Origin of the sequence: Tabrizicola sp. M-4 (assembly GCF_051132405.1) — a bacterium.
In the GTDB taxonomy this organism is placed as follows: domain Bacteria; phylum Pseudomonadota; class Alphaproteobacteria; order Rhodobacterales; family Rhodobacteraceae; genus Paragemmobacter.
Window position 1 is genome coordinate 2,168,790 of sequence record NZ_CP128606.1, and the last position, 21,460, is coordinate 2,190,249.

The 21,460-nt window shown below is 63.0% G+C and carries 39 protein-coding genes; 16 read left to right on the plus strand and 23 right to left on the minus strand.

The window, feature by feature from the left end:
* Nucleotides 1-11: 11 nt before the first annotated feature.
* From TabM4_RS10530 to TabM4_RS10630, 21 genes are all read right to left on the minus strand, one after another.
* Nucleotides 12-218, minus strand: coding sequence for a hypothetical protein (locus TabM4_RS10530; RefSeq protein ID WP_434612071.1), 207 nt, complete (start codon nt 216-218; stop codon nt 12-14).
* A complete protein-coding gene (locus TabM4_RS10535) occupies nt 208-636 on the minus strand; it encodes an HK97-gp10 family putative phage morphogenesis protein (RefSeq protein WP_434612073.1) in 429 nt (142 codons plus the stop codon). The genes TabM4_RS10530 and TabM4_RS10535 overlap by 11 nt, the downstream gene beginning before the upstream one ends.
* Entirely contained in the window at nt 636-1,046 is a 411-nt protein-coding gene (locus TabM4_RS10540; RefSeq protein ID WP_434612075.1) for a DUF3168 domain-containing protein, read from the minus strand. The genes TabM4_RS10535 and TabM4_RS10540 overlap by 1 nt, the downstream gene beginning before the upstream one ends.
* An 8-nt stretch (nt 1,047-1,054) precedes the next feature.
* On the minus strand, nt 1,055-1,570 hold the full coding sequence (locus TabM4_RS10545) for a hypothetical protein (RefSeq protein ID WP_434612077.1): 516 nt from the start codon (nt 1,568-1,570) through the stop codon (nt 1,055-1,057).
* Between the two features lie 11 nt (nt 1,571-1,581).
* Nucleotides 1,582-1,920 (minus strand): phage head closure protein, encoded by a 339-nt coding sequence (locus TabM4_RS10550; RefSeq protein WP_434612079.1) that lies wholly within the window; start codon nt 1,918-1,920, stop codon nt 1,582-1,584.
* On the minus strand, nt 1,917-2,447 hold the full coding sequence (locus TabM4_RS10555; protein WP_434612081.1) for a head-tail connector protein: 531 nt from the start codon (nt 2,445-2,447) through the stop codon (nt 1,917-1,919). Before TabM4_RS10555 ends, TabM4_RS10550 begins: the two co-directional genes overlap by 4 nt.
* Nucleotides 2,447-2,626, minus strand: a complete 180-nt coding sequence (locus TabM4_RS10560) for a hypothetical protein (RefSeq protein ID WP_434612083.1) — start codon at nt 2,624-2,626, stop codon at nt 2,447-2,449. The genes TabM4_RS10555 and TabM4_RS10560 overlap by 1 nt, the downstream gene beginning before the upstream one ends.
* A gap of 62 nt (nt 2,627-2,688) precedes the next feature.
* Nucleotides 2,689-3,951, minus strand: a complete 1,263-nt coding sequence (locus TabM4_RS10565) for a phage major capsid protein (protein ID WP_434612085.1) — start codon at nt 3,949-3,951, stop codon at nt 2,689-2,691.
* 53 nt (nt 3,952-4,004) lie between these two features.
* A complete protein-coding gene (locus tag TabM4_RS10570) occupies nt 4,005-4,589 on the minus strand; it encodes an HK97 family phage prohead protease (protein WP_434612087.1) in 585 nt (194 codons plus the stop codon).
* Complete coding sequence (locus TabM4_RS10575) at nt 4,579-5,847, minus strand: phage portal protein (protein ID WP_434612089.1); 1,269 nt, start codon at nt 5,845-5,847, stop codon at nt 4,579-4,581. The genes TabM4_RS10570 and TabM4_RS10575 overlap by 11 nt, the downstream gene beginning before the upstream one ends.
* Nucleotides 5,847-7,574, minus strand: coding sequence for a terminase large subunit (locus tag TabM4_RS10580; RefSeq protein ID WP_434612091.1), 1,728 nt, complete (start codon nt 7,572-7,574; stop codon nt 5,847-5,849). Before TabM4_RS10580 ends, TabM4_RS10575 begins: the two co-directional genes overlap by 1 nt.
* Nucleotides 7,574-8,035, minus strand: coding sequence for a hypothetical protein (locus TabM4_RS10585; RefSeq protein ID WP_434612093.1), 462 nt, complete (start codon nt 8,033-8,035; stop codon nt 7,574-7,576). Before TabM4_RS10585 ends, TabM4_RS10580 begins: the two co-directional genes overlap by 1 nt.
* A gap of 74 nt (nt 8,036-8,109) precedes the next feature.
* Nucleotides 8,110-8,496 carry an HNH endonuclease gene (locus TabM4_RS10590; protein ID WP_434612095.1) on the minus strand — a complete coding sequence of 129 codons (387 nt, stop codon included), beginning with the start codon at nt 8,494-8,496 and terminating at the stop codon, nt 8,110-8,112.
* Nucleotides 8,497-8,619: 123 nt separating this feature from the next.
* Entirely contained in the window at nt 8,620-9,324 is a 705-nt protein-coding gene (locus tag TabM4_RS10595) for a hypothetical protein (protein ID WP_434612097.1), read from the minus strand.
* Nucleotides 9,325-9,746: 422 nt separating this feature from the next.
* On the minus strand, nt 9,747-11,696 hold the full coding sequence (locus TabM4_RS10600) for a phage/plasmid primase, P4 family (protein ID WP_434612099.1): 1,950 nt from the start codon (nt 11,694-11,696) through the stop codon (nt 9,747-9,749).
* The gene (locus tag TabM4_RS10605; protein WP_434612101.1) at nt 11,689-12,813 is read right to left on the minus strand and encodes a DUF7146 domain-containing protein; all 1,125 of its coding nucleotides are present in this window, start codon (nt 12,811-12,813) and stop codon (nt 11,689-11,691) included. The genes TabM4_RS10600 and TabM4_RS10605 overlap by 8 nt, the downstream gene beginning before the upstream one ends.
* Entirely contained in the window at nt 12,813-13,106 is a 294-nt protein-coding gene (locus TabM4_RS10610) for a hypothetical protein (RefSeq protein ID WP_434612103.1), read from the minus strand. The genes TabM4_RS10605 and TabM4_RS10610 overlap by 1 nt, the downstream gene beginning before the upstream one ends.
* Nucleotides 13,103-13,312, minus strand: a complete 210-nt coding sequence (locus TabM4_RS10615; protein ID WP_434612105.1) for a hypothetical protein — start codon at nt 13,310-13,312, stop codon at nt 13,103-13,105. The genes TabM4_RS10610 and TabM4_RS10615 overlap by 4 nt, the downstream gene beginning before the upstream one ends.
* Entirely contained in the window at nt 13,309-13,614 is a 306-nt protein-coding gene (locus TabM4_RS10620; RefSeq protein ID WP_434612107.1) for a hypothetical protein, read from the minus strand. The genes TabM4_RS10615 and TabM4_RS10620 overlap by 4 nt, the downstream gene beginning before the upstream one ends.
* Entirely contained in the window at nt 13,607-13,996 is a 390-nt protein-coding gene (locus TabM4_RS10625) for a DUF1937 family protein (RefSeq protein ID WP_434612109.1), read from the minus strand. The genes TabM4_RS10620 and TabM4_RS10625 overlap by 8 nt, the downstream gene beginning before the upstream one ends.
* A gap of 119 nt (nt 13,997-14,115) precedes the next feature.
* Nucleotides 14,116-14,322: a hypothetical protein gene (locus TabM4_RS10630; protein ID WP_434612111.1), complete on the minus strand. Its 207-nt coding sequence runs from the start codon at nt 14,320-14,322 to the stop codon at nt 14,116-14,118.
* A 590-nt stretch (nt 14,323-14,912) separates the two neighbouring features.
* Here TabM4_RS10630 and TabM4_RS10635 point away from each other — a divergent pair.
* Nucleotides 14,913-15,233 (plus strand): hypothetical protein, encoded by a 321-nt coding sequence (locus tag TabM4_RS10635; protein WP_434612113.1) that lies wholly within the window; start codon nt 14,913-14,915, stop codon nt 15,231-15,233.
* A gap of 2 nt (nt 15,234-15,235) precedes the next feature.
* On the opposite strand, the gene TabM4_RS10640 is transcribed toward TabM4_RS10635, so the two are convergent.
* Together TabM4_RS10640 and TabM4_RS10645 are read right to left on the minus strand one after the other, a co-directional pair.
* The gene (locus tag TabM4_RS10640) at nt 15,236-15,598 is read right to left on the minus strand and encodes a hypothetical protein (protein ID WP_434612115.1); all 363 of its coding nucleotides are present in this window, start codon (nt 15,596-15,598) and stop codon (nt 15,236-15,238) included.
* A complete protein-coding gene (locus tag TabM4_RS10645; protein WP_434612117.1) occupies nt 15,598-15,804 on the minus strand; it encodes a helix-turn-helix transcriptional regulator in 207 nt (68 codons plus the stop codon). The genes TabM4_RS10640 and TabM4_RS10645 overlap by 1 nt, the downstream gene beginning before the upstream one ends.
* Nucleotides 15,805-15,891: 87 nt before the next feature.
* Between TabM4_RS10645 and TabM4_RS10650 the strand changes: the two genes are divergently transcribed.
* The 15 genes from TabM4_RS10650 to TabM4_RS10720 all read left to right on the plus strand — a co-directional run bounded on the left by TabM4_RS10650 (nt 15,892) and on the right by TabM4_RS10720 (nt 21,456).
* Nucleotides 15,892-16,194 (plus strand): helix-turn-helix domain-containing protein, encoded by a 303-nt coding sequence (locus tag TabM4_RS10650; RefSeq protein WP_434612119.1) that lies wholly within the window; start codon nt 15,892-15,894, stop codon nt 16,192-16,194.
* 259 nt (nt 16,195-16,453) lie between these two features.
* Entirely contained in the window at nt 16,454-16,900 is a 447-nt protein-coding gene (locus TabM4_RS10655) for a YbjQ family protein (protein ID WP_434612121.1), read from the plus strand.
* 72 nt (nt 16,901-16,972) lie between these two features.
* Entirely contained in the window at nt 16,973-17,206 is a 234-nt protein-coding gene (locus TabM4_RS10660) for a DUF1902 domain-containing protein (RefSeq protein ID WP_434612123.1), read from the plus strand.
* The gene (locus TabM4_RS10665) at nt 17,206-17,400 is read left to right on the plus strand and encodes a type II toxin-antitoxin system HicA family toxin (protein WP_434612125.1); all 195 of its coding nucleotides are present in this window, start codon (nt 17,206-17,208) and stop codon (nt 17,398-17,400) included. Before TabM4_RS10660 ends, TabM4_RS10665 begins: the two co-directional genes overlap by 1 nt.
* Nucleotides 17,401-17,437: 37 nt before the next feature.
* Nucleotides 17,438-17,794 carry a hypothetical protein gene (locus tag TabM4_RS10670; protein WP_434612127.1) on the plus strand — a complete coding sequence of 119 codons (357 nt, stop codon included), beginning with the start codon at nt 17,438-17,440 and terminating at the stop codon, nt 17,792-17,794.
* Nucleotides 17,795-18,007: 213 nt separating this feature from the next.
* Nucleotides 18,008-18,232, plus strand: a complete 225-nt coding sequence (locus TabM4_RS10675; RefSeq protein WP_434612128.1) for a hypothetical protein — start codon at nt 18,008-18,010, stop codon at nt 18,230-18,232.
* Nucleotides 18,229-18,426, plus strand: coding sequence for a hypothetical protein (locus tag TabM4_RS10680; protein ID WP_434612130.1), 198 nt, complete (start codon nt 18,229-18,231; stop codon nt 18,424-18,426). The genes TabM4_RS10675 and TabM4_RS10680 overlap by 4 nt, the downstream gene beginning before the upstream one ends.
* 63 nt (nt 18,427-18,489) lie before the next feature.
* Complete coding sequence (locus TabM4_RS10685) at nt 18,490-18,804, plus strand: hypothetical protein (protein WP_434612132.1); 315 nt, start codon at nt 18,490-18,492, stop codon at nt 18,802-18,804.
* Between the two features lie 102 nt (nt 18,805-18,906).
* Nucleotides 18,907-19,731, plus strand: a complete 825-nt coding sequence (locus TabM4_RS10690; protein ID WP_434612134.1) for a ParB N-terminal domain-containing protein — start codon at nt 18,907-18,909, stop codon at nt 19,729-19,731.
* On the plus strand, nt 19,728-19,928 hold the full coding sequence (locus tag TabM4_RS10695) for a hypothetical protein (RefSeq protein ID WP_434612136.1): 201 nt from the start codon (nt 19,728-19,730) through the stop codon (nt 19,926-19,928). The genes TabM4_RS10690 and TabM4_RS10695 overlap by 4 nt, the downstream gene beginning before the upstream one ends.
* Entirely contained in the window at nt 19,925-20,548 is a 624-nt protein-coding gene (locus tag TabM4_RS10700; protein WP_434612137.1) for a hypothetical protein, read from the plus strand. The genes TabM4_RS10695 and TabM4_RS10700 overlap by 4 nt, the downstream gene beginning before the upstream one ends.
* Entirely contained in the window at nt 20,545-20,805 is a 261-nt protein-coding gene (locus TabM4_RS10705) for a hypothetical protein (RefSeq protein WP_434612139.1), read from the plus strand. Before TabM4_RS10700 ends, TabM4_RS10705 begins: the two co-directional genes overlap by 4 nt.
* A complete protein-coding gene (locus tag TabM4_RS10710) occupies nt 20,802-20,939 on the plus strand; it encodes a hypothetical protein (RefSeq protein ID WP_434612140.1) in 138 nt (45 codons plus the stop codon). The genes TabM4_RS10705 and TabM4_RS10710 overlap by 4 nt, the downstream gene beginning before the upstream one ends.
* Entirely contained in the window at nt 20,936-21,175 is a 240-nt protein-coding gene (locus TabM4_RS10715; RefSeq protein ID WP_434612141.1) for a hypothetical protein, read from the plus strand. Before TabM4_RS10710 ends, TabM4_RS10715 begins: the two co-directional genes overlap by 4 nt.
* Nucleotides 21,172-21,456, plus strand: a complete 285-nt coding sequence (locus tag TabM4_RS10720; RefSeq protein ID WP_434612143.1) for a hypothetical protein — start codon at nt 21,172-21,174, stop codon at nt 21,454-21,456. Before TabM4_RS10715 ends, TabM4_RS10720 begins: the two co-directional genes overlap by 4 nt.
* Nucleotides 21,457-21,460: the final 4 nt, after the last annotated feature.

Genomic DNA, 21,460 nt, shown 5'->3' on the forward strand with positions numbered 1-21,460 from the left:
GATGCGGCGGATCAGGATTGCTTGCGCGGGGTTTGGCCCCGCCGCGCGGCGGGCTTCTCCACCGGGACAGCTGCCCCGGCGGCGATGGCTGCCGCGATGAAATCGCGGGGAAAGGACTGAGCGTCGGGCGAGGCCTTGGCACCAAAGCCGATCCGGCTTTTGGGCCTGCCCCAGTGGAACTCCCGCAGGAAGATCGCTTTGGTTTCGTCAGATGGCATTCTTGATGCCCCGCTTCACCGCACGCGACAGCGCGCCACGGATCTTGCGGCGCTTCGAGCGATAGGCCGGGAAGAAGAACGGGTTGGCTGGCATGTTCTTGGTGCCGAACTCTTGGAAGCGCGCATAGAACGTGCCGCCGTCCTTCTTCTTGCCTGCGGCTCCGGCATAGACCGTGATCCGCAGGCTGGAGCCTTCGGAAGCAGCGACCGTGCCGAGCTTGATCGATCCGCTCGGCGCATCGCCCCACGTCCAGCCGATCGATGCGGCCAGTGCCCCAGTTTCCTTTGGTGCAAGGCGGCGCATCATGTCGACCAGCTCTGTGGCCTGCTTCTCCAGCTCTTTCCTGACCTCATCGATGATTGCCTTCGGGATCAGCGCCATCTTGCGCTGAAACGCGGACAAACCCTCGACAGCCATCAGGCGGTTTCCTCTTCGATCTCAGCCTCGATCTGGATCACACCATGCGTGGTGCGACCGTCCGGATCGTCGAACACTCGCGCCAGAGCGACCCGCATCGTGACCAAGGCCCCGACAGTCAGGTTGCCGGTGGCGTCATGGAGGCAGTTCCGGATCGCATCCACGATGGCTTTCGCCTCGCGCTTGCCGTCCCGAGCTTCGGACCAGACATCAAGCTGGATCGTCTCTACGCGACCGTCGATGCACTCATGGTCATCCGGCACGTAATCCGAGGCACCGAAGGTCACGTAAGGCGCGGCCACCGTTGCCGGAGGCCGGTCGTAGATCTTGTCACCCACAAGCGCGCCAACGCCTGCATCCCCGACCAGCAGATTGAAGATCAGGGTCTGCAGAGCGTTAGACGTGCTCATGGTGTGGATCAGGCCACGGAACGGGCGAGGATGGCGATCTGGTAGTTGATCGTTGCCCCGGCAGAGTTGGCCACGCGCAGGATGTCACCCGTCCCGGCCGTCACGGGGCAGATCCCGGTCGCGCCGGGATTGCCCAGCAGCATGAAACCGCGCGGACGGATCGGGCCGATGGTCGGCGTGGTGCCGCCCAGAAGACCAGTCACCGGGTTCGTGCCGCCGCCGATCGTGAGGTTGGTGGTGTTGTCCGCGCCAGAAATCGGCTGATTGTGGATGAACAGCGCGACGATCTCGGCAGCGGTGATGACCTGACCAAACGCATTCGTCAGGACGCCTGCCAGATCGATGTCATCGTTGGCGCCAGTCAGAATGGTCCGCTGCGCCATGTAGAGGATGTCAGCCTGATCCGCGCCCGTGCCTAGCGAAGTGTTGATCGCGGCCCGCATCTCCGAGCTTTCAAGCGCGCCGAAAAGGCTGTTGGGGCTGGCCTGAGAGGCCTTCCACGAAATGCCGATAGTTGCCTGCATAGGTTTCTCCTTTACGGCACTACGCCGCTTTCACAGGTGAGTTCGATGAACTTCTCGCGCCCAGGTGGTGGGCATGTGCGGATGGCATAGACACGACCGTCGCGAAGATCGCGCATGCGCCACTCCGGCGTAATGGAAGCCGTCCGGTGGCCTGCATGGACTGTGACAACAACAGGCTGCCGCCCTTCAAGTCTTGCCGACTGGACGACTTCGCCACCGCGCAGAATGCGAAAGTTGGCCCACACCTGCATCTGTTCCTGCCAGCCGACGATCGTCCCACCTTGACCGTTGGGCGCGCTTGTTGGCGCATCGAAAGCCACAAGCCGATCCATCTGGCGGAGGGATTTCATGCAGCGACCCAGCCAAGGCGGTGGACGTTGATCAGGATGTGCATCGATGGCGGAAAGTCTCCGCCCTCATAGATGCTTTGCGATGCCTGTCGCACCGCCGCCTTCAGCCCGTCCGGCAGAACCGTGTAGCCTGCCACGAAGCGGATGGTCATGGCATCCTCCCGCCGCTGCAGCGTTGGCCAGTTCTTGCCTTCCGCAGGCCGCAGCTTGGCGCGATCCTGACCTGCAAAAAGCAGGTAATCCTCCACAGGAACGGTCTGCACCGCACCTGCAGCATCAAAATACGAAATCGAGGTAATCGACTGAACCGGGCTTTTGGGCAGCACGATGTCGCCCGAGCCCTCTGCCAGCATCACCTCCCACGTCTCTGCGCCAAGGCAGCGCCCGCTCATCTCCGAAACCACGTCATGCGCTGCGGCGCGGATGCCCTCGATGTAGGTCGGGGCATCCTGCGGCTGGCGCAGCTGGTCCATGATCTCGGTCAGCGGCACCGGCATTGCGGCGGCAGAGACGCGGCGAAGAAGCATCAGGCTTGCTCCGGCGGCGTTGCGGGACCCTCGGCGCGCTCAGGTTTGCCACGGCGCAGGACCTCGCACTGCCCTGCGGCGACCATCGCTTCTGCCTCTTCTGCCGACACGTCGACGATGTCGCCAATGTTCTGTGCACCGTCATTGCCCGATCGGGGCACCAGAAGTCTGACTTTCATGCCGTCCTCCAATGGAAAAGGGAGGCCCGTTAAAGCCTCCCCCGTTGCTCTGCTCCTGCGGATCAGGCGTTGCGCAGGTACTTGACGGCGCCAGTGTCGGCCAGCTCGCCGTCGAGGCGGATGTAGCCCGCGATGCCGAAGCCCGGCCAGAAGTCCTTGTCCTGAATCGCGCCAATGAGCGGGGCACCGACCTTGCGGACGTAGTACTTCGAGAAGTCGCCAAACGCGATGATGCGGGCGGCTGCGGCTTGGGCAGAAGCCATGTCTTGGTTCACCGAGTAGGGCTTGCCCAGAAGCAGATCGGGCTGGCCCGTGCGGACATCGCCCATCTGCCACAGATAGTTGCCCTGACCATCCTTCAGGCGACGAATTGCCAGCATGATGTTGTCATGGAACATCCACCGGCACTTCGGCGAACGGCGATAGGCCGGGTCGACGGAGTGCTGCAGGCCGATGATCTCGTCCGCCGTCACAGCCGTCGCCGAGGCGGCGGTCACACCCAGCGTTGCGGCAGTGATGATGCCGTTCGGCTGCCCCGAACCCGTGCCAGTGGTCAGCCACAGGTTGGCGCGGCGGCCAAGGCGCTCGCCCAGCAGAGAACCCAACAGCTGCTCCATGTTGAAGATGCTGTCGTTGGCCAGTTCATAGGACACGCGCAGCCATTCGGTCGAGGCCGAGAAGGCGTCGAGCTGACGCTGCGCAAAGACCGCGTCTTCACCACCGTCATCAGTAAGCGTCACGCCCTCAGCCTGCGCTGCCGCGACCCGCGCCGTGTCATCGACGAACGGCATCGGCATCGGGCTGCCCGAGGTCGTGTTCAGGACGGTGCAGATGTCCTCGTCGTACATCGGACCCCAGTCCTTCATCGCCCGGATGAGGATCGCCTGCAGCTCGGTCGGCACGGTGAAGCCACCCGCCGAGCCGGTGCCGGCGGTCTGCGCCCGCTGTTCGATCTGCTCGAAGCCGGTCTGCAGCACGGCCCGCGCGTCAGGGCGCATCGAACCCATGTCGCCAGCCTTGCGCAGATACTCCGCGAAGGCCTCACGATAGGTCACGGGCTTGCCATCATCCTGCCCATCGGCGCGGCCGTCGAGATTCGGGCGGCGCGGGTCCGGCTGTTCCAGCACGGCGCGGGCGCGCTCGATCTTCTGCTCGCGCTCGATCTGCTCGCCGATCTTGTCGAACTCGGCCAGCATTGCGTCAAATTCGCGGTTGATCTCGGCAGCGCGATCTTCCGGCGTGCTGTCGGTGATCTCGTTCAGTTTCGACTGCGCATTGGCATGAATGCGCGCCTGCTTCTCGCGAAGCTCGATGATCCGGGACATGGTTTTCTCCTTGCTGTCCGGTTTTCAGGGATGGGCTTCCGGCGCGCAGCCGTTCAGCCGTTCTCCGCGCCGCGAAGGCGCAGGTTCATCTTCAGGCGATGGCGCATGGCCGCCGCGCTGAAATTCTTCCGCTTCGTGTCCAGGCGGTGCTGGTCGAGGCTGCGAAGCGCGATGCTGGTGCCGTCATAGGCGGGTGTCGTGACGATCGAGACATCGAACAGGCGCGCCTTGCGGATCGTGCGCACGGGAATGTCACCGCTTTCGTCCCATTCCTGCACTTCCGGCCAGAACGCGAAACTCATCTTGTCCAGATCCCCGCGCTTCATCTTGGGGATGATCGACTGAACATCGGGGTCCTCTGCATCAAGGACGGTCTCCATCCGAAGGCCTTTGTCGTCCTGTGTCAGCTTAAGCGTGCCGGAGCGGGTGCGAGCCAAAGGCAGGCCATCGTGGTTGATCAGAAACACCACGTCATCGCGCCCAATGGCCTCATCGAACGCCCCAGGCGCGATGACCTCACGAAAATAGCCGCCGATGTCGGTTTCCTGCCCGAACACGGCCGCATAGCCCGCAACGCGCACCTCGTTGCCTTCAGCACGGATTTCAGCGGCGATGCCGCCCCGAACCTCACGCTCCATTGCCTGCACCTCCATTGTCGGCCACCGGCTCTGCCGCGCCCTGCCCCGCCTGCGCCATGGGCACCATCGCGCCTTGCACCAAGAGAGTGTTGCCCGCCGGATCATCCGGGCGGTTTTCCATCTGTCTGGCCTCATTCGGCATCAGGATGCCGTGCTGGATGGCCGTCGCGTAACCTTCCATGCGGGCCTTGAAGTCGCCGCGCAGAAGGCCGTCCATGCTCATCTCAACGAAGTAACGCTTGTTGTGCCGCCCGAAGAGCTTCAGGTTGAGCTCTTGCTCGAATGCCTCAACCCAACGCTTCATGGTGTGCTTCACGAAGTGCAGGTCCTGCTGCTCCGTGTTCGAGAAGGTCCCGTGGCTTAGGTCCTGCAGGAAGGTCGGCGGCAGCGAGTAGATACGCGCGATTTCCTCAACGATGAACCGCTTCAGTTCCAGAAGCTGGGTCTTCTCCGCATCGACGCCGATCGACTTGATGTCTAGCCCCTGCGGCATGACGAGCGCCTGCCGCCGTTCCTTGGCAGCCTTGCGCACGGCATCCTGCAGATCCTCACCTGCGCGGCCCATCGCACCGCCGGTCTGGAAGTTGCCGGTGATCGCAAAGGGCGGCACCCCGCCGTTGAGGAAGAACTTCGAGGCGAATGTGTTTGCCGAGATGGCAAGCGCGATGATGTCCCGGTTCGACATGATCGGCCCGCGATGACCGATGCCGTCCGGCTTCAGCATGAACGGTAGATCGATGACCTCACTTGCCTGATAGGTCAGCGTACCGCGCCCATCGCCGGGCTTGAAGTCGTAAAGCTTGCGCCCGTTTTCGCGGCGCACCGTTACCTTGGATGCTTCCAACGGCCAGAAGTTGATCGGCTGCCTAGCGGCATCACGCTCGATGAATGCAAGGCCGCGACCGCCGGACAGACTTTGCTCGAACAGCCACTTCCTGAACTCGAATGACGACTGCTCTTCGTTTGCCGCGTCATGGAGCAAGCGCGCCAGTGCACTATCGCTGACCTTTTCGCGGTTTGCGCCCTTGCGGCGATAGAGATGCAACGGCAACCCAGCAAGCGTGCCAGCGATAAAGTTCACCGCGGCCCAGATCGCCGGGACGCCGAGAGCGGTGTCGATCGTCACCGGAACATCAGACGCCCCGTCCAGAACGCTCAGACCGAGCGCAGCATAGAACTCAGACGGCGAGGCGCTTTGCGCGACCGTCGTTCGGTTCTCCTGCTTGCTGCGCGTGATCTGAAGGCCGAACAGCTTCATCAGACGACCATCCGGTAGTTCGGGTCAAGGTCCCACGGCGTGATCTGAGCCTGAGACGCGTTCGGATTCCGGCTCATCAGCATGAAGGCGTTGAACGCAGCGACCAGCGGGTCGATCTTTGCCTTGCCTGCAGTCTCTTTCGTGATCAGCACGGCATTGCCCCTCTGTTCCGCGCGGGCATTGCCCACGACCCATGAAAGCAGGCGCGTCCCACCGTGGCGGAACGTCCCATCCATCAGCTTCCGCTCCATGCCCCAGATCGCGGAGCTGAGCTTGTATCCCTGTGACACCGCGACCAGCTGCGCCTGCGACAGTCCCGCACCCGACAGCTCGTCGACCAGCGCAGCCACGCCAGCTGCATCGAGGCCGACTGCGGCCGCCTCCGGCAGAAGGCCCCGCTCGTTCAGCAGCTCGGCGATCTCGGCCACCTCACGCAGATCCTGCGTCGGATCGGTGCAGATCGTGAGCTGACCGAGCTTCTCGAACTCCTGCAGCAGCGGCACGATCTCCTTGCGGCGGGTCAGGACCGTGGCATGCGCCCATGCCTTGACCCACAAAAGCCAGTCCTTCGTCTCGCGACAGCGGCCGATCACGGCCACACCCATCAAGTCATCAGCGCCGCCGCCGTCGATGCCCATCACCGCGACCTCGGATCGCGCGAGAATGACATCGAGGTCGGCTAGCTCCGGCTCGGCATTGGCCTGCCAGAAGTCCGCGCCCACCCAGCGGTTTGAGTGCAGCGCCAGCCCAACCTCGACGTTGAGGTGTTGCGTGGCCCAAGCGATCAGCTCTGCCTGCCCGTCTTGCTTTGCCCGTGCGAAGCCGTCCTGCAACGCATCGAGCGTGATCGATCTGCCGAGGTTCGGCGTCACCATGTGCCAGATCGCCGGGTCCATCCAGAGCTTGTCGTCGCTGGTCTGGATCTTCTCCGGGAACTCGTACAGCACCGGCAGGAGCCGGACGCGATCCGTCATCACACCGTCGCGCACCGCACGGGCATATTGCAGCTCGTCTCGGAACGCACCCGCCGGCGGGTGATCCGACTGCGTCGTGATCATCACGAGGCATGACTCGTCGAAAGGCATCATGCCCCCGCGGATCTGCCGGATCACATCCTTGGCATACGGGATCTGCCCCAAGAGGTGGATCTCGTCGATCAGCGCGAAGACTGGCTTCGCCCCGGTCAGCACGTCCATGCCGAAGGTCCGAACCATCAGCCGCGCATTCGTGACGCGGCATCGGATCGTCTTCTTGTGGTCCTGCACATGGAACCGCTTCTGCAGGAACTCGTCAGCGTCGATCATGCCCTTGGCCTGCTCGAACGCCACTTCGCTGACTTTTTGGGTCGGCCCGATGATCAGCAAGTCCGCATTGCGCCGCTTGTTCAGCAGCATGAACGTCAGCGCGATGGCCGCCGAGCTGGTGGTCTTCGCGTTCTTCTTTGGCACGAGGATAAACACCTCGCTGACTTGGCGCACAAACCGAGGCTGTTGCTCTTCATCAGCGACCCATACCATCGACCCGAAAATTGATCGCACGATGTCGCGCATCCAATCCCCGGCAGCGTGGGCCAACGGTGGCTGGCCCGGCACGTCTGGCAGACGCAGCATGTTGAAGATCGCCACAGCCTGATCGGCTGCAACGTCATCCAGCGGCAGATCCGCGATGGGCGTTTCGCCCCGCATGAGCTTCTCTGCCCAGTCCGGGCAAGCGAAATCAAAGGCCATCAGTTCGGCAGCACGTCACCCCAACCCAGCGTCGGGGTTCGGGCTTCGTTGTTCAGCTGGTCCTTCTTGCCCAGCGGCGGCGCCTTCGGCTGCTTCGGTGCGGAGGATCGAGGCGCGGACCGCGCCGCGCAGATCTTCTGGACCTCTTTCGCCGCCGACACGTTGCCGTCCAGCATCTTCTTCACCAGGACCTGCATTGCCATGCCTTCGAGAAGCATCGCGCCGTGATCCAGCTCTCGGGAGAAATACTTGCGCAGAGTCTTGGCATCCATGTGCAGATACTGCGCGATATCTTCCTGCGTCTTGCCCACGGAGCGCATGGACATGACAACCGTTTGAATTTCCTTGCGAATTGTCGCATTGGCCACAGCCGACTTGCGCCCGCGCGGGTCGCGGATTGGCTGAACGGGATCGCCGAGCAGATCGACTGCGGCGACCTCCCCGGAATCTCGCTTGCCCAAGGAAAAAAACCTCCAGATGAGAGGGGCGCGGGTCTAGGCGACCGGGCACCCCCAGAGATTGCCCCCCCCCTCCTTCAGCGGCGGTGCCTGCCCGCCTTCTCTTCGGCCTGCTTCGCGCTGTCGTGACAGCCCTTGCACAGGCACTGCAGGTTCGCTGGATCGTGAAACAACGCGTGGTGCTCAGCGACGGTCATTGTGATTGCCGCCTTGCTGTTCGGCACCTTGTGGTCAGCGACCAGCAAGGCGGTGTTACCTTCGACATGGCCGCAGCGCTTGCAGGTGAACAGATCACGCTGCAGCACCGACCAACGGAGCCGCTGCCACTGCGCTGTCTTGTACCACCGGCGCCAGTACTGGACCTTGTCCCGCGCTCTGCGCCCATCGGGCTGCAAATCGTCGGCATAGCCAAGGCGCGCAGGCAAAGGGGCAATGCTGCCCTTCAACGCAGAGAGCCTGCCCATGCCGTCGATCCATGAAGGGGAAATGCGAAGCGCCCGCTAGGGTGGTTCCCTGCGGGCGCAACTGTAGATGATGGCAAGGAAGATGCAGACGAGTGACCTAAGTGTCAATCCCCTATTTTGTGGTCAGGCGTCACGATAGCCGCACATCCTGTCTAGCGCTGCGCCCAACTCACCCCGGAGCATTCGCAGGTGGTCCGTCTTCTTGGCCCATCCGTGCTGGCGGAGAACGTCGCTTAGGGTCAGGCCCTGCACCAGCACCATGTCCACCAGCACGCGCACGGGAATGGCGCGGCGGGCATTGTCGCGATCGAGGTGGCGGCGCACTTGCATCGTCACACCATCGCCGATCCGGCGGCGCAGCTCATCGAGCCAGCGCGCCTCTTGGATGTAGGTATCGATGGCCGATCCCTGCCCGTCCGATCCAGAGCGGCCCGCCTCGAAGCGCGACACCTTGCACAGGCCCGCCTCGTAGCGCTCGACGAGTGTCCGATAGTCCTCGCTCACGGCAATCTGCGACGGCGAGAACGGCGCGGTAAAGTCCTCATCTTCCCGGCCCTTGGCCTCGTGGCGCATACGGGCCTGCTCGACCATCACTTCCAGCGGACCAGCAGCGCGCCAGTGCGCCCCATCGCGCTTGCGCGTGCCGCCCGGCATCACGACCAAGTTGGGCTGCAGCACCATCGTGCCGCGCGCCGGAGCGACGGGTGCCGCGACCATTTCTGCAGGCGGCGCAGCCTTAGCCATGATCTCCGAGCAGCGCTTGCGCTCGTCCGCCAGCCGGTCTTGCCACCCAAGGTCAAATCCGTTTGCGCCCTTCACCAGCCCCATCCCCATATTTTGTGCCACTCGGTCTTGTTTCGACATGATCTTGTTTCTCGCTGGATTAGAGGGAGGGGATGGAGGGGATAGAGTGAAAAAGGGAGGGGATGGATTGCAGGGGGTGGCGAGGATGGAACGCAGCAATATCAATGACTTGAACGGTAATCGGAGAGCATGGAGAGGATGGAGACGATAAATCCGACCCTACGCATGAGAGGGCATCAAATGCCCCCAAACCCCTGCAGGGAGTATACGCGCGCGGCGGGTTACAAATATCGTCTCCATCCTCTCCATGCTCTCCCAACGACCCGTAAGCCTCTGACCGCAAACAACTTCCCCCGAACCCCCGGCTTGCCGCCATCCTCTCCCATCGATGGGCTATCCCCTCCATCCCCTCACATTTTGGGCAGTCTGGGGTGCGGGGTTGGGGATCAGTAGCCATAGTCGCCACCGTCCTGCGTGTCGCGGTCATCGTCCCGCGCCGAAGCACTGGCAGCCGTGCCGATCGCTCGGCCGTGCTGATCCTTCGTCGCCTTGTCCCATTCGTCCTTGAAGAAGTCGGTGAGCCGCAGGCCGTCATAGCCGTTGAAGCGGCCCGTCTCTCTGGCGACGAACTGCTTCCCGGTCTTTGGGCTGCGCCAACGCCGCGAGTGATCCTTCATGTTGACGCTGACGGTGCGGTCTTTGAACGGCGTCTCGCCGCGCCGCATCTGCCAGAACTGGAAGCACAGCATCAGCTCGCGGGTCGAGATGCTGTCTTCGGGGTTGCCCGTGACGACACAGGCATCGTCGAGGAACTTGCCGTAGGGGTCAGCGTCCTGTCGCAGCTCATCCGTGGCCTTGCTGACCTCGGCGGGCGGCGCAAGCCCTGCCTCAAGGTATGACCGCGCGCCCTCGATTAGCCAGTTCAGAATGCCCGGCGCTTCCAGCATCATGCGCTGCACGATCAGCGGATCTCGCTCTGCCTTCGGGATCTGGACGTTGAACGGCACGATCATCAACCGCCGCCAGATCCCGTCATCCATGCCCCGAATGTCAGGCGCATGGTTGCCGCCAATGGTGAGCTTGAAGATGGGCGTGGCCTCAAAGAAGTTCTCATTGAGCGCGCGGACAAGGATCGGCTCACCGCCGGTGAGTTGCTTGATCAGCCCTTCCTGCCACTGGACGCCCTTCTCGGGCTCGGAGGCGCGTACCATGCGGGCCGCAACGATGTTGATCAGGTCGGGCGTTGCATCGCCCCCAGATCGCCGGTTCTGGCCCGTGAGGCTTTCGATCTTCGCCGTGGCGGCATAGCTCCCCATCAGCTTCGCCATCAGGTCGGTCAGAGCAGATTTGCCGTTGGCCCCCATTCCGTAGAAGAAGGCCAGCGCCTGCTCATTGGTCAGGCCGAGCATCGAGTACCCGAACCAACGCTGCAGGAAAGCCTGCATGTTCGGGTCCGGCTGAATCCGGTCAAGGAACTGGTGAAACGTCGGCGCCAGCGCGGCTGGATCATACTCGGCTGCCATGATCTTCGTCATCCGCAGCGTCCGGTCGTGCGGGATAGACTCCACATCGACGATCGGGAAGGTGCCGGGCCGCGGCGTCATGGTGAACCGGATCACACAGGTCTCGGTGTTCACATCGAGGGGCCGCGTGTCGAGATCCTCGACGCGCACGGCTAGGGGCACTTCTGCCTCGACCATCGCCGCCTTGATCTTGCCAGTGTTCCCAGTCGATCTGGCGAAGGTGCGGTGCGCCGTTCTGATCTTCGACAGGCTGACCTTGAGCTTCTCGATCGACGCCAGTTCCATCGAAATCCGCGTCAGGCGCGATTCAGCAACATCGCTCAGCTTTCCGTCATCGTCACGCTGCAGCTCGATGGTCTCGCGCTCCTGGCGCAAGTCCTTCTCCTGCGCGATCTGGCGCATCTTCTCATCGGACAACAGCAGGTATGGCACCTCGGCCAGAACAAGCTCGGACAGCCTCTGGGCCTTTGCGCGGGCTTTTATCATGTCAGGATCGATCTGCCAGACGCGGCCGTCCCAGACATGCCAGCCGACACGAGGCACGAAGATCACGTCATCACCGAAGTGCAGCACGAAGCGTTGACCGTTGCCCAGATCGTTGATCGGCAGAAGCGCGGCCTTGCGCAGCTTCTCCGGGTCGGGCCGATCCTGCAACGGCGGCTGATCGCCGCCTTCATACTCGCGCTCGTAATCCCCGGCCTGCAGGTCAGCTTCATCCGGGCCGGGGTCATCCTGATCAGGGGTCGGGGGATTTCCGTCACCGCTGGACGACATCCTGCCGGATCGCGCTGCCTCTTCGGCAAGCTCGGGCGGAACGTCCACGTCTTCCGGCGCGCTCAGCACCTTGCGAACATCATCGATCCCGTCAGCCATGCGCCTTGCCCATCAGTACATCGTTGAGATCGAGGCCCTGCGGCGCGCTGGCGATCTGGCCCTTGAGGCCGGGTCGCTTCAGCATGGCGCGGCGCAGCCCCGCTAGAAGTTTCGCGCGGGTGAGCCTCGGCTCGCTGTCACCGTCCATGACGTAGACAAGCCGGGTCACACAGGCCGGAGGCAGAAAGGCCTCATCGTCTTCGAGATCCGGCAGGCCTGCGAACTTGACACCCTCGCCCCGCGTGCGGCGGCGGCCGGCCATGTTGCCGAGATCGACACCGGCCCAGAACATCGCGCCAGCATCAACGCCGGAGACCATCGCAGAGAGGGTCGTTTCGATCCCCTCCCCCATCACCATGACTTCGGCCTGATGCGCGTTGCCCGAAAGGCGGATCGCCCCGCCCTTCTTGGACCCGATGACCTTCTTCGATGGCTGGACCTCGCCCGTTGCGGGATCAGTCACCACGGCCTTGCCGTTTGGGCGATCGAGGTCGATCCATGTCCGATGCACCGCCGAGAGCATCCCATCCGGGCCTTGCACCGCAGCGAGCATGGCCGGGCCTGTATGGATCACCTTCCACCCCTTCTCGGATTTCACGGTAAAGGGCAGCGCCGGGGCGAAGCGGATGCACTTCGGCATGACAGGCAGAAGGTCCTGAGCTATCCCGCGCCGTGACAGGTACTCCCTGACAGCCGTGCCCTCTGCAGGCTTGCCATCGGCCCAGATCTCGCGCGCCATGCGGATCGCGTCCTGCCGCTCACGCGCGGCGCGGGCCTCATTGACCAGCCGGTTCTGTTCCGCCCGCTTCTCGCGCTTGCGGCGTTCCTCGGCGGACAGTTCCTGCGACGGGCCGACAAGCCATCCCAGCGCGGCCTTGAATTCCATCCCCATGGTCAACATGACGAGATCGATGTTGCCGCCCTTGGCATCGCAGCGACGGCAGAGAAACACGCCCTTGCGAAGGTTGACGCCGAACCGGTCCCGGCCACCGCAGGACGGGCAAGGCCCGACCAGCTCATGTCCAGCGCGGGCAAGGCCTTGGATGCCGAGCAAGTTCACCACCTGCTCGATCGGCATCGCCTTGGCATCGGCCAGCCGGTGATCGGACTCGACCATCAGCGCGCCCCCACTGGTTCGCGGACAACGACATCGGCGCGCAGAACGGCTGGAAGCGCACGGCCAGCTGCGGCGCGGGCCGATGCCCATTCCACCACGGTCTTGGCATCGATGAGCTGCTGCGCGGCCAGAACCAGATCGAGGACCGGCACTTGCTGACGGCAATGCGGAATCCCCTGCTGCAGGATGCCGAGAAGGGTCTTTCGATCCTCGTCGAACTGCCACTGCACGCAGAGGATGGTGCAGATCGAGGCGACGGAGCGCTCGTGCGGATTGAGGGTGAAGCGGCTCATCCCTGCCCCCGCTCGATCTTGCCGCGCAGCTGCCAGCGCTGGATGGTCTCAGCCCAAGGCCCCTTAACCGCCGACATGTTGCAGCCCTGCGCGGTGCGGCGCTTGTGCCCCATGCGCGAGACGAGGCTGTTGTTTTCCGATCGACGCTCGTCCGAGGTCTTCGGCTTCGACTTGATCAGGTGGAGGCCTTTCCAGTCATCGCTCATGCCAGTTCCTCCACCGGGAACCGCGGCGGCAAACCCTTCTGATGGTCGGCGGCGAGATCGATCAGGCGACGAAGGGCAAGCGGACGGCGAATGCGGTAGCGGACGACGCGAAGGAACGCTTCCCTTTGCGGAAGGGTCGACCAGATCCAAGCACTAACTTCGCCAGCAGCCGGGGCAGCACATTTCTCGGAAGGAACGCCTTCAATCTCGAAACCGGTCTCTGTGCCTATGCGGACATAAAGCCCAACCACCGGGCAGCCCTTCCCGTCATGCTCGATCCAAGGCCCCCATTCCTCAGCCATGCTCTGCCTCCGCGTAGAAAAAGACTGGCCAATTCGTCTCGCTCAGCACCCACATGACCTCGCCATGCACGCCCTCGCTGGCCTGCCAGCCGTCCAGATCGGGCACCACAACGGCGCAGGAGGCGTAGAGCAGCGGGCGGCACCATTCGCGCCAGAAGGCATCATCGAGGGGATCGAGCGCAGTGCCGTCCCTGCAGCGCTCGAACGCCTCTGCGTGGACCATTTCAGCCGACTGCACGATCGGGCTGATGCCCGTGACTTGGACGCGGGCCAGCCGCCCCAGCTCACGCGCGGCCTGTGCCGAGGCGTGGAGCGAGGCCTCATAGGACCAGCCGCCACCTTCCTTGCGCACGCGCTTGGTGTAAGGCGTGGCGAGGTACACCGGCTTGCCCCCGAGCGTGTACCTCGCCACCGTGGTCGGACCGGCCCCGAACCATACCCGGCCCTCCCATCTGTCTCGCACGTCAGGTGCGAATATCACTCCCCAATCCGGCCCGGCGGTCATTCCGTCTTCCCCATCTTCCGAGCCTGATGAAACCGACCGATGGCCTGCGCCCACGGCCCGCCGTCGCGTGACTGATTGCAGCCCTCTACCTGTCGCCGCCGGTGGCTGATGCCTGATGAGGCGCTGCGCGTGATGAACTGCCGCTCTTCCCGCGACTTCGGCTTGGCACTGATGAGGTGTTCGCCTTTCCAATCGTCAGACATGGCGGACCCCGCGATTGGTGGACCGAGGGAGGTCAAGGCCCTCGGCCCCTGCACGCGGAAAGGGCACAGTGGCCCCGCTCATCTCGACATGGACGCTCCTCGCCAGTGGGCTGCCCGGAATCCGCCGGGCCGGATCAGATGCCACCTCGGCACCGAATGCTGAATCAACCGCCTGCCGGTTCATTGATCTTGCCGCCCTAGGACCAGTGTCAGGGAAAAGACCGGAGCAACGAGGCCCCGGCAGTGGAGTGCAGTTGGTGGCGGGCGGTCAGGGAGGAGGAAGACCGCCCGCCGATCCCGACGGAGGAACTTGGGGGTTGCTGCCGGGAATGCGAAGAAGAAGCCCCAAGGCGGAGAGTGCCAATCGACGCCTTGGGGAAGTGGCCCGTGCCGGTACTCAGGCGATCAGAGCGGGCGGCGAAGTCAAACTCATTTGCGCAGGGCATCACAGCACCCCAGCGAGTGCCGCCCCCAGCGCGGCGGTAAGGATGAACAGGTCGCGCAGCTGCGGACGGGGAAGGCTCAAGACTTGCGAAAAGCCCCGCGCACCAGCAACATCGCCTTCAGCGACACGACCCACGGAATGTGCTGTGAAGATACCATCACACATTGGCGGTGTTCCCGTCACTCGCCGAGCCATTGGCATCAGCTGGTTCAATGAACCCGACTATCCGGAAGTGCTTCGGATCATGGTGGACGCGCACGTCCTGCCGCGAACCTTTCAAGACTGGGAAGCAAAGGCGACCAAGCAGTTCAGCCAACTCGAAGCCGAAGGCTTCAAGGTCTTTCGAGCCGTAATCGACCCGAAGTCTTTCCCCGGTTGGTGTGCCATGCGCGGCCTGAATATCGATGCCAAAGCACGTACCCGCTTCGCTTCTGAATACGCCGCCCGCCAGATTACAAGCCACTGACATCACGCGGCCCTCTTGATCTGTTCCGGGCAGAACACAGCGTCGTACTCTTCCCGGAAGTGGCGAGTCGCGTGGGCGACGGCATAGCCCATCGGCCCCACCAAGCCATCATGCCAGTTGCAGGCCGTCTGGAGCGTGCAGCCGAAAGCGATAGCAGTGTCGGTGCGCGCGCCGGGGCCGTAGCCAAAGACGTTCTGAACAAAGCGCTGCCAAAGGATCGCCATGTCAGCCTTCATGACCTCGGCGTCAGACCGGCGGCGGCGACGGCCACCGTTGATCACCCGGAACTCTTTCGAGCATCCGGTTTGATCCGAGGCAGTGGAAGGTTCGGCGGAATGGATCAGGTGGAGACGGGGCGATGTCATCACGAGGCCTTTTGCTGGTCGTCAACCCACGCAGATGCAGGAACTGCTCCGCCGGTGGCGCGCTCAATCGCAAAGGCCAGTTCAAGGCTGGGCTTCTTAGCCCCGCTTACCAGCTCGCTCATGTGCGAACGGGATATTCCAAGGTCCTTCGCAAGCGCGGCTTGGCTTTTCCCGGTTTCGGAAATGTGGGTGCCGAGGTGTGTCATGACACATAGTTCGCATAAGGCGAACCATTACGCAACAGCTTTGTTCGCTTTAAGCGATTAGTCATCCAGCGAGATAAATGGCACTACATGCATATGCGCCTAAGACTTAGAGAACTCCGCAAAAACGCCGGGTGGACGATCGAAGAGACCGCCACAAAGCTTGGCATAGCCAAGTCCCACCTGTCAGAGGTGGAGACCGGCAAGAAGAACTTGAGCGCGCCAATGATGGACGCGGCGGCAAAGCTCTTTGACGTACACGTGACCCAACTCTACGACGCAGGAGACTACGCCGCCGACTTGGCGGCTATTGCTCAGGAGTTAGAAAACATGACGCCTGAGCAGCGGCAGGCTGCGGTTCGCGTCGTGAAGGGGCTTCGGACGCCAGAATAGCAGCGATCGCCCGTTTTCTTTCCTCGTCAGTCATAAGTGCCAGTTCAATCAGAATTTGAGAAATCTCGGACCCCATTTTCACCCCCGTTGAGGCAACACAGTCGTACCAGAACGCACCGTGAACACCAAGCCGCCAAGTCTTGTGGCGGCGCTGAGTTATCCACAGAAGGGCACAAGATGTTGAATCGCTTCGATTCGAAATCAATATTTGGGATGTTTCATGCCAACGTGTAGCGCATGCGGAAAAAGCTACGGCATCTTGAGCGGCCATGCAGGCCGGTGTGATGACTGCGTGTCGAACGGTCGCCACGCCGGGCCTCGCGAGGCGTTGGCTGATCGGGCAGTCGCCGAAGCTGCTGCCCTGCGCGCCACGATCGAAGGAGTCATGCTGACAACTGAGACGCATGCGCCTGACCTCAGGATTGCAGAGAGGCTCGGCATCGTCACAGCCGAGTGTGCCTTCGGCATGAACCTTTTCAAAGACATCTTTGCGGTAGGCCGCGACATCTTTGGCGGCCGAGCAGCGTCGATCCAGAACGCACTTAAGGACGCCCGCAACACAGCGCTCGATGAGTTGCGGCTGGAGGCATCGAAGCTCGGTGCCAACGCAGTTATCGCGGTTGACCTTGATTACTCCGAGATCTCCGGCGGCGGGAAGTCGATGCTCTTCCTGGTGGCGACAGGGACGGCGGTGAGGTTGGGGTGATTGACGCGTGACCGAGCGCTTACATTGTGAGATGATCAGCCGAATAATGAAAAATCAGGCGAAGGGGAACTCATGGCACGGCCTATGACCGTCACGGCTATCTGGGACGACGAAGCCAACGTGTGGGTGGCGAGCAGCGAAGACGTTTATGGACTGAATGTCGAGGCTGAAACCCTTGAGCAGCTTTCCGTAAGGGTTGCAGGTGCCGTCCAAGACCTGCTGGAGATCAACGGCCCGCGACCGACCGGCCCCGTGCCGGTCACAATTCATGCAGACAAGACCATTCAGGTGACGGTTGCAGCCTGATGGCAGGCTACTACCGTGAACTCATCGAGCTGCTGCGTCGTGCGGGCTGCCATTTTGTCCGGCCCGGAAAGGGCGATCATGAGATTTGGTACAGCCCAATAACGTTGAAGAACTTCACAGTCGACCACGGCACCAAGTCAAAGCATACGGCGAACAACACGTTGCGGGATGCTGGTCTGCCAAAGCACTTCTGACCTTTGTTGATACGAATTCGATTTGGGGACAGCGACGATGCCAAAAATGACCTTGCAGCCCAGCCTTCAGCCGAACGCGGGTGCCGTCACAATCCAGATGAACATGGACGGCGAGGCTCTCGGGCACATCCATCTCGAAGCAGCCGAACTGGAAGGCTTCATTCACACTTTGGCGATGCTTCGCAGCCAGATGAAAGAGGCGGTTCCACCACAACTCGACGCGGGATCTCGGCTCGAATGTTACATCACCGACGCTTGGCGCGTGCCGCAGGACGTTAACGGCATCAGGACGCTGGCCCTGCGCCACCCTGGCCTTGGATGGCTCGGGTTTGGTATGCCGCCTGAGATGGCGAAGCAGATTGCGGAATGGCTGGCAAAGGACACGATCCCATAGCGCCCCCTTCACCGATCTCGATCTGGTAGATCATAGCGCCGCCTCCGGGCGGCGTTTTCGTTTTCTCTGACATCCCCACACCCTCCATCCGCCCCATGCGGCTGCGGTGATTCTTACCCGGTCGCTGGGCGGGTGGCAAATTTTTTCGCCTGTAGCGAACTTTGCTATTGATCATTTGTTCGCCTCATGCGAACTTTTATTCCATCGAAACCGATGGAGGCCGCTGTGCCGCATATCCTGCCCCCCCTTCCGACGCGCGAGCAGCTCATTGCCGCCCGCAGGGTCGTGGCGAACCCGGCTGAGTTCGTCCGCGAACCCGACTTCCACTTTCTGATCAACAACGCGTGGTTCGCCCTCAAGGCTGACCAGCTGGAGAACATTGCGCGCCGCAAGGCAGCCGCGGCGATCCGGTCGATCTTCCCGGAGGACGCGGCATGAAATCGCATCAGTCCCGGATCAATGCGCGCCGCATCACGCAGGACCAGCTTGTCGACACCCTGCCGCTGATCATCGCCACCTGCATGGCTGTCATCGCCGCCCTTGCGATGGCCGTCGTGATTGGCGCCGCCCTCGCGGCGATCCCTGAGATCAGCGCCTTCGTTGATCAGGCCGAGCAGCTGCACGGCTTCTGACCCCATCCCGAGCGCGGGCGGGTCAGCCCCGTGCATTTGCTCCCATCCCAAGAGGACACTGCCATGAAGACCATGATGACGCTTGCCGCGCTGCTGCTCGGCTCCACCGCTGCCTTTGCTGGCCCGTTTGGCCTGCCCGATCACGAGCCGAATGGGTATCGCGACACGGGCTGCGATCCGGCTTTCCAGCGCCAGATCACGAATGAGGCGGGCGAGTACCTGTACTCGAACAATCCCACCTGTCCCCGCGTCGGTGGCCCTTCTGACGCCGAGCGCGCCGCTGCGGCTGCCGTGGTCGAGGAAGAGGACGACGAAGACGAGGATGACGACGACGGCGAAGGCGAAGAGCCGACCGCGCCCGTCGATCCGAAGGCGTGATGCAATCCCGGCCCGGCGGGTAATCCGGGCACCTCCCTGTTGGACCTACCCCGGCAGCAGGCAGCACGGCTGCCGGGGTTTTTTCCTCAAAAGGATTGGACCATGCTCCGCCCGATCGACGTGCAGAACTGCGAACCTGTCACCCCCGCCGATCAGCCTGCACCGATGCTGGAGTGGGTGCCGATCAGCAAGATCGTCATGGATGACGACTATCAGCGCGAGCTGAAACCGAACAACTGGGCCGCGATCCGTCGCATCGCCGCCAACTTTCACTGGTCCCGCTTCTCTCCCGTCCTGCTGGCCCCGATCGAGGGCGGGCTTTACTCCTGCATCGATGGCCAGCACCGCGCACATGCGGCGGCGATCTGCGGCTTCGACAAAGTTCCGGCCATGATCACCACTGTCTCCAAGGCGGAGCAGGCGCGGGCATTCGTGCATGTGAACGGGTCGCAAATCCGCGTGTCGAACCATCAGGTCTATCGCGCCGCGCTGGCAGCCCGTGAGCCGTGGGCCGTGGCCTGCTGCGATGCGGTTGAGGCGGCGGGCTGCAAGCTGATGTTTTACAACATGAGCACCAAAGAGAAGAAGCCGGGTCAGGTGTTCTGCATCGGGCTTATCCGCAAGATGGTTGAGGGCACCGGTGCCCTTGCTGTGACAGCAGGTCTGAGGGCAATCAGGGAGTACGACAAGCAAGGCAGTGCGGCGCTCTATGCCGATTATCTGTTGCAGCCATGGCTCACGGCCATTGCTTCCGATGATAGCTTCCTGCGCGCCGATCTTGTCTCGGTCCTGCATAAACGCGCGCCCTACCACGTCATAGACGCCGCCGACCGGCTGGCAAAGAGCGAGGGGAAGCCGCTTGCGCTGTCTCGGCGGCAGGCCTTTGAACGCATGATCCGCAGCTACGGTTTCGAGGCCGCAGCATGATCACCAATCAAACCCAAGTCGACCGTCTACGGTTGCTGTTGCCCGGATTGGAGCACTGCCTGCGCGAATGTCTGTTCGTGATTGATGACGAGATCGAGCAGCGGAAACACAGCGGCAATGACGAAGATTGGCGCGATTTGCAGCGCATTTCGGACCGCAGCCACAAGATTCTCCGGGCGCTGAGGTCCGCAGAATGAAGGTTCTGATCGGTTGCGCCACGTCCTGTGTTGCCCTCAATGCCTTTCTGCAGCGCGGTCATGACGCGTGGCAGTGCGACCTACTTCCCGCCGATCAGCCGACCAACCGGCACATCCAGGGCGATGTGCGCGAACATCTGGCGGACGGATGGGACCTGCTGATCATCTGCAACCCGCCCTGCACCCGGTTGTGCAACTCAGGCGTCCGGTGGCTGCACGAGCGAAACCTGTGGGCCGAACTGGACGAGGCAGTGGCGCTGTTCGCAGCCTGCTGGCGCGCCCCAGTGCCGCGTGTCGCACTGGAGAATCCGGTCATGCACCGACACGCCCGCGAACGGATGCCCGCCGACCTGCCCAAGCCCCAGATCGTCCAGCCTTGGTGGTTCGGTGATCCGGCATTCAAGGCGACCGGTCTCTACATGCGCGGTCTGCCCGCACTGGCGCCGACCCTGCGCCTGACCCCGCCCAAGCCCGGAACCGACGCCCACAAGGCGTGGTCAATGATCCATCGCGCGCCGCCCGGCCCCGACCGTTGGAAGATCCGCAGCAAGACCTTTGCCGGGATGGCGGAAGCGTGGGCCGATCAGTGGGGCGGATATGCTCTGGAGGCCGCAGCATGACCCTTCAATTCCATCCCCCTAAGCACCAAGGCGCGCGCATCCTACTGACCTGCGGCGAGATCGAGGCCGGGGCTGTGTTCCCGCCAGTTGGCAGCAACCCCGGCAGGCATCCTTGGACGTGGCGGTTCTGGCTGGGTGGCATCGACGCACGCAACGACCGTGAGGGACGCGCAGCGACCGAGGAAGCCGCCAAGGACGCGCTGATGGCCGCGACGAATGAATGGCTGCGCAAGGCCGGGCTGAGGGTGGCGGAATGACCATCCTCACCCACCGCCTCACCCAGCGCCGCATCAGCCAGCCGATCCGCCTGCGTGCGGGGTGGTGGCTGCTGCCTGCGGTGATCGGCGGCGCGGCGGGCTGGATCGCGCTGATCTGGGCGGTTGTGACATGACCGACTACACCCTGCACGGCAACTGCGAACCCTGCCCGGCCTGCGAGCTGCGGCGCGAGGCTGTCGACACCGCCGCGATCTTCCGGCCTGAGATTCAGTGCCAAGTCTGCAACGGAACCGGGCTGCTGCCACTGTCAGACGCCGAGATTGTCCGGCGCACCTGCGAAGAGGCCCGCCGGATCTACTGGCCCCAGTTCGAGGCGCGGATTGCCGCGCAGATTGGAGAGAGAGGATGACCTACCTCGTGGAAGTCACTGCGGTGCAATCCGCCGTGCGCGAGTATCTCGTGCATGAGAGCAGCGAGATTGCGCAGCATGTGGAGCAGATCATCGCGGCTGTGCCGCCCGCCCGCGCCGACCTGTGCGCCGATCCCGCGCTGCTGGCGGAGGCGGTGGAGGTGCTGCGGATGGTGGACGCATGGGGCCACGGGCTTCGCCACCACACCAGCCACGAAAGCAAGATGGTGAAGTCCGCCCGCGCCTTCCTGTCCAAGCTGGAGAACCGCCATGACCGCTAACCCC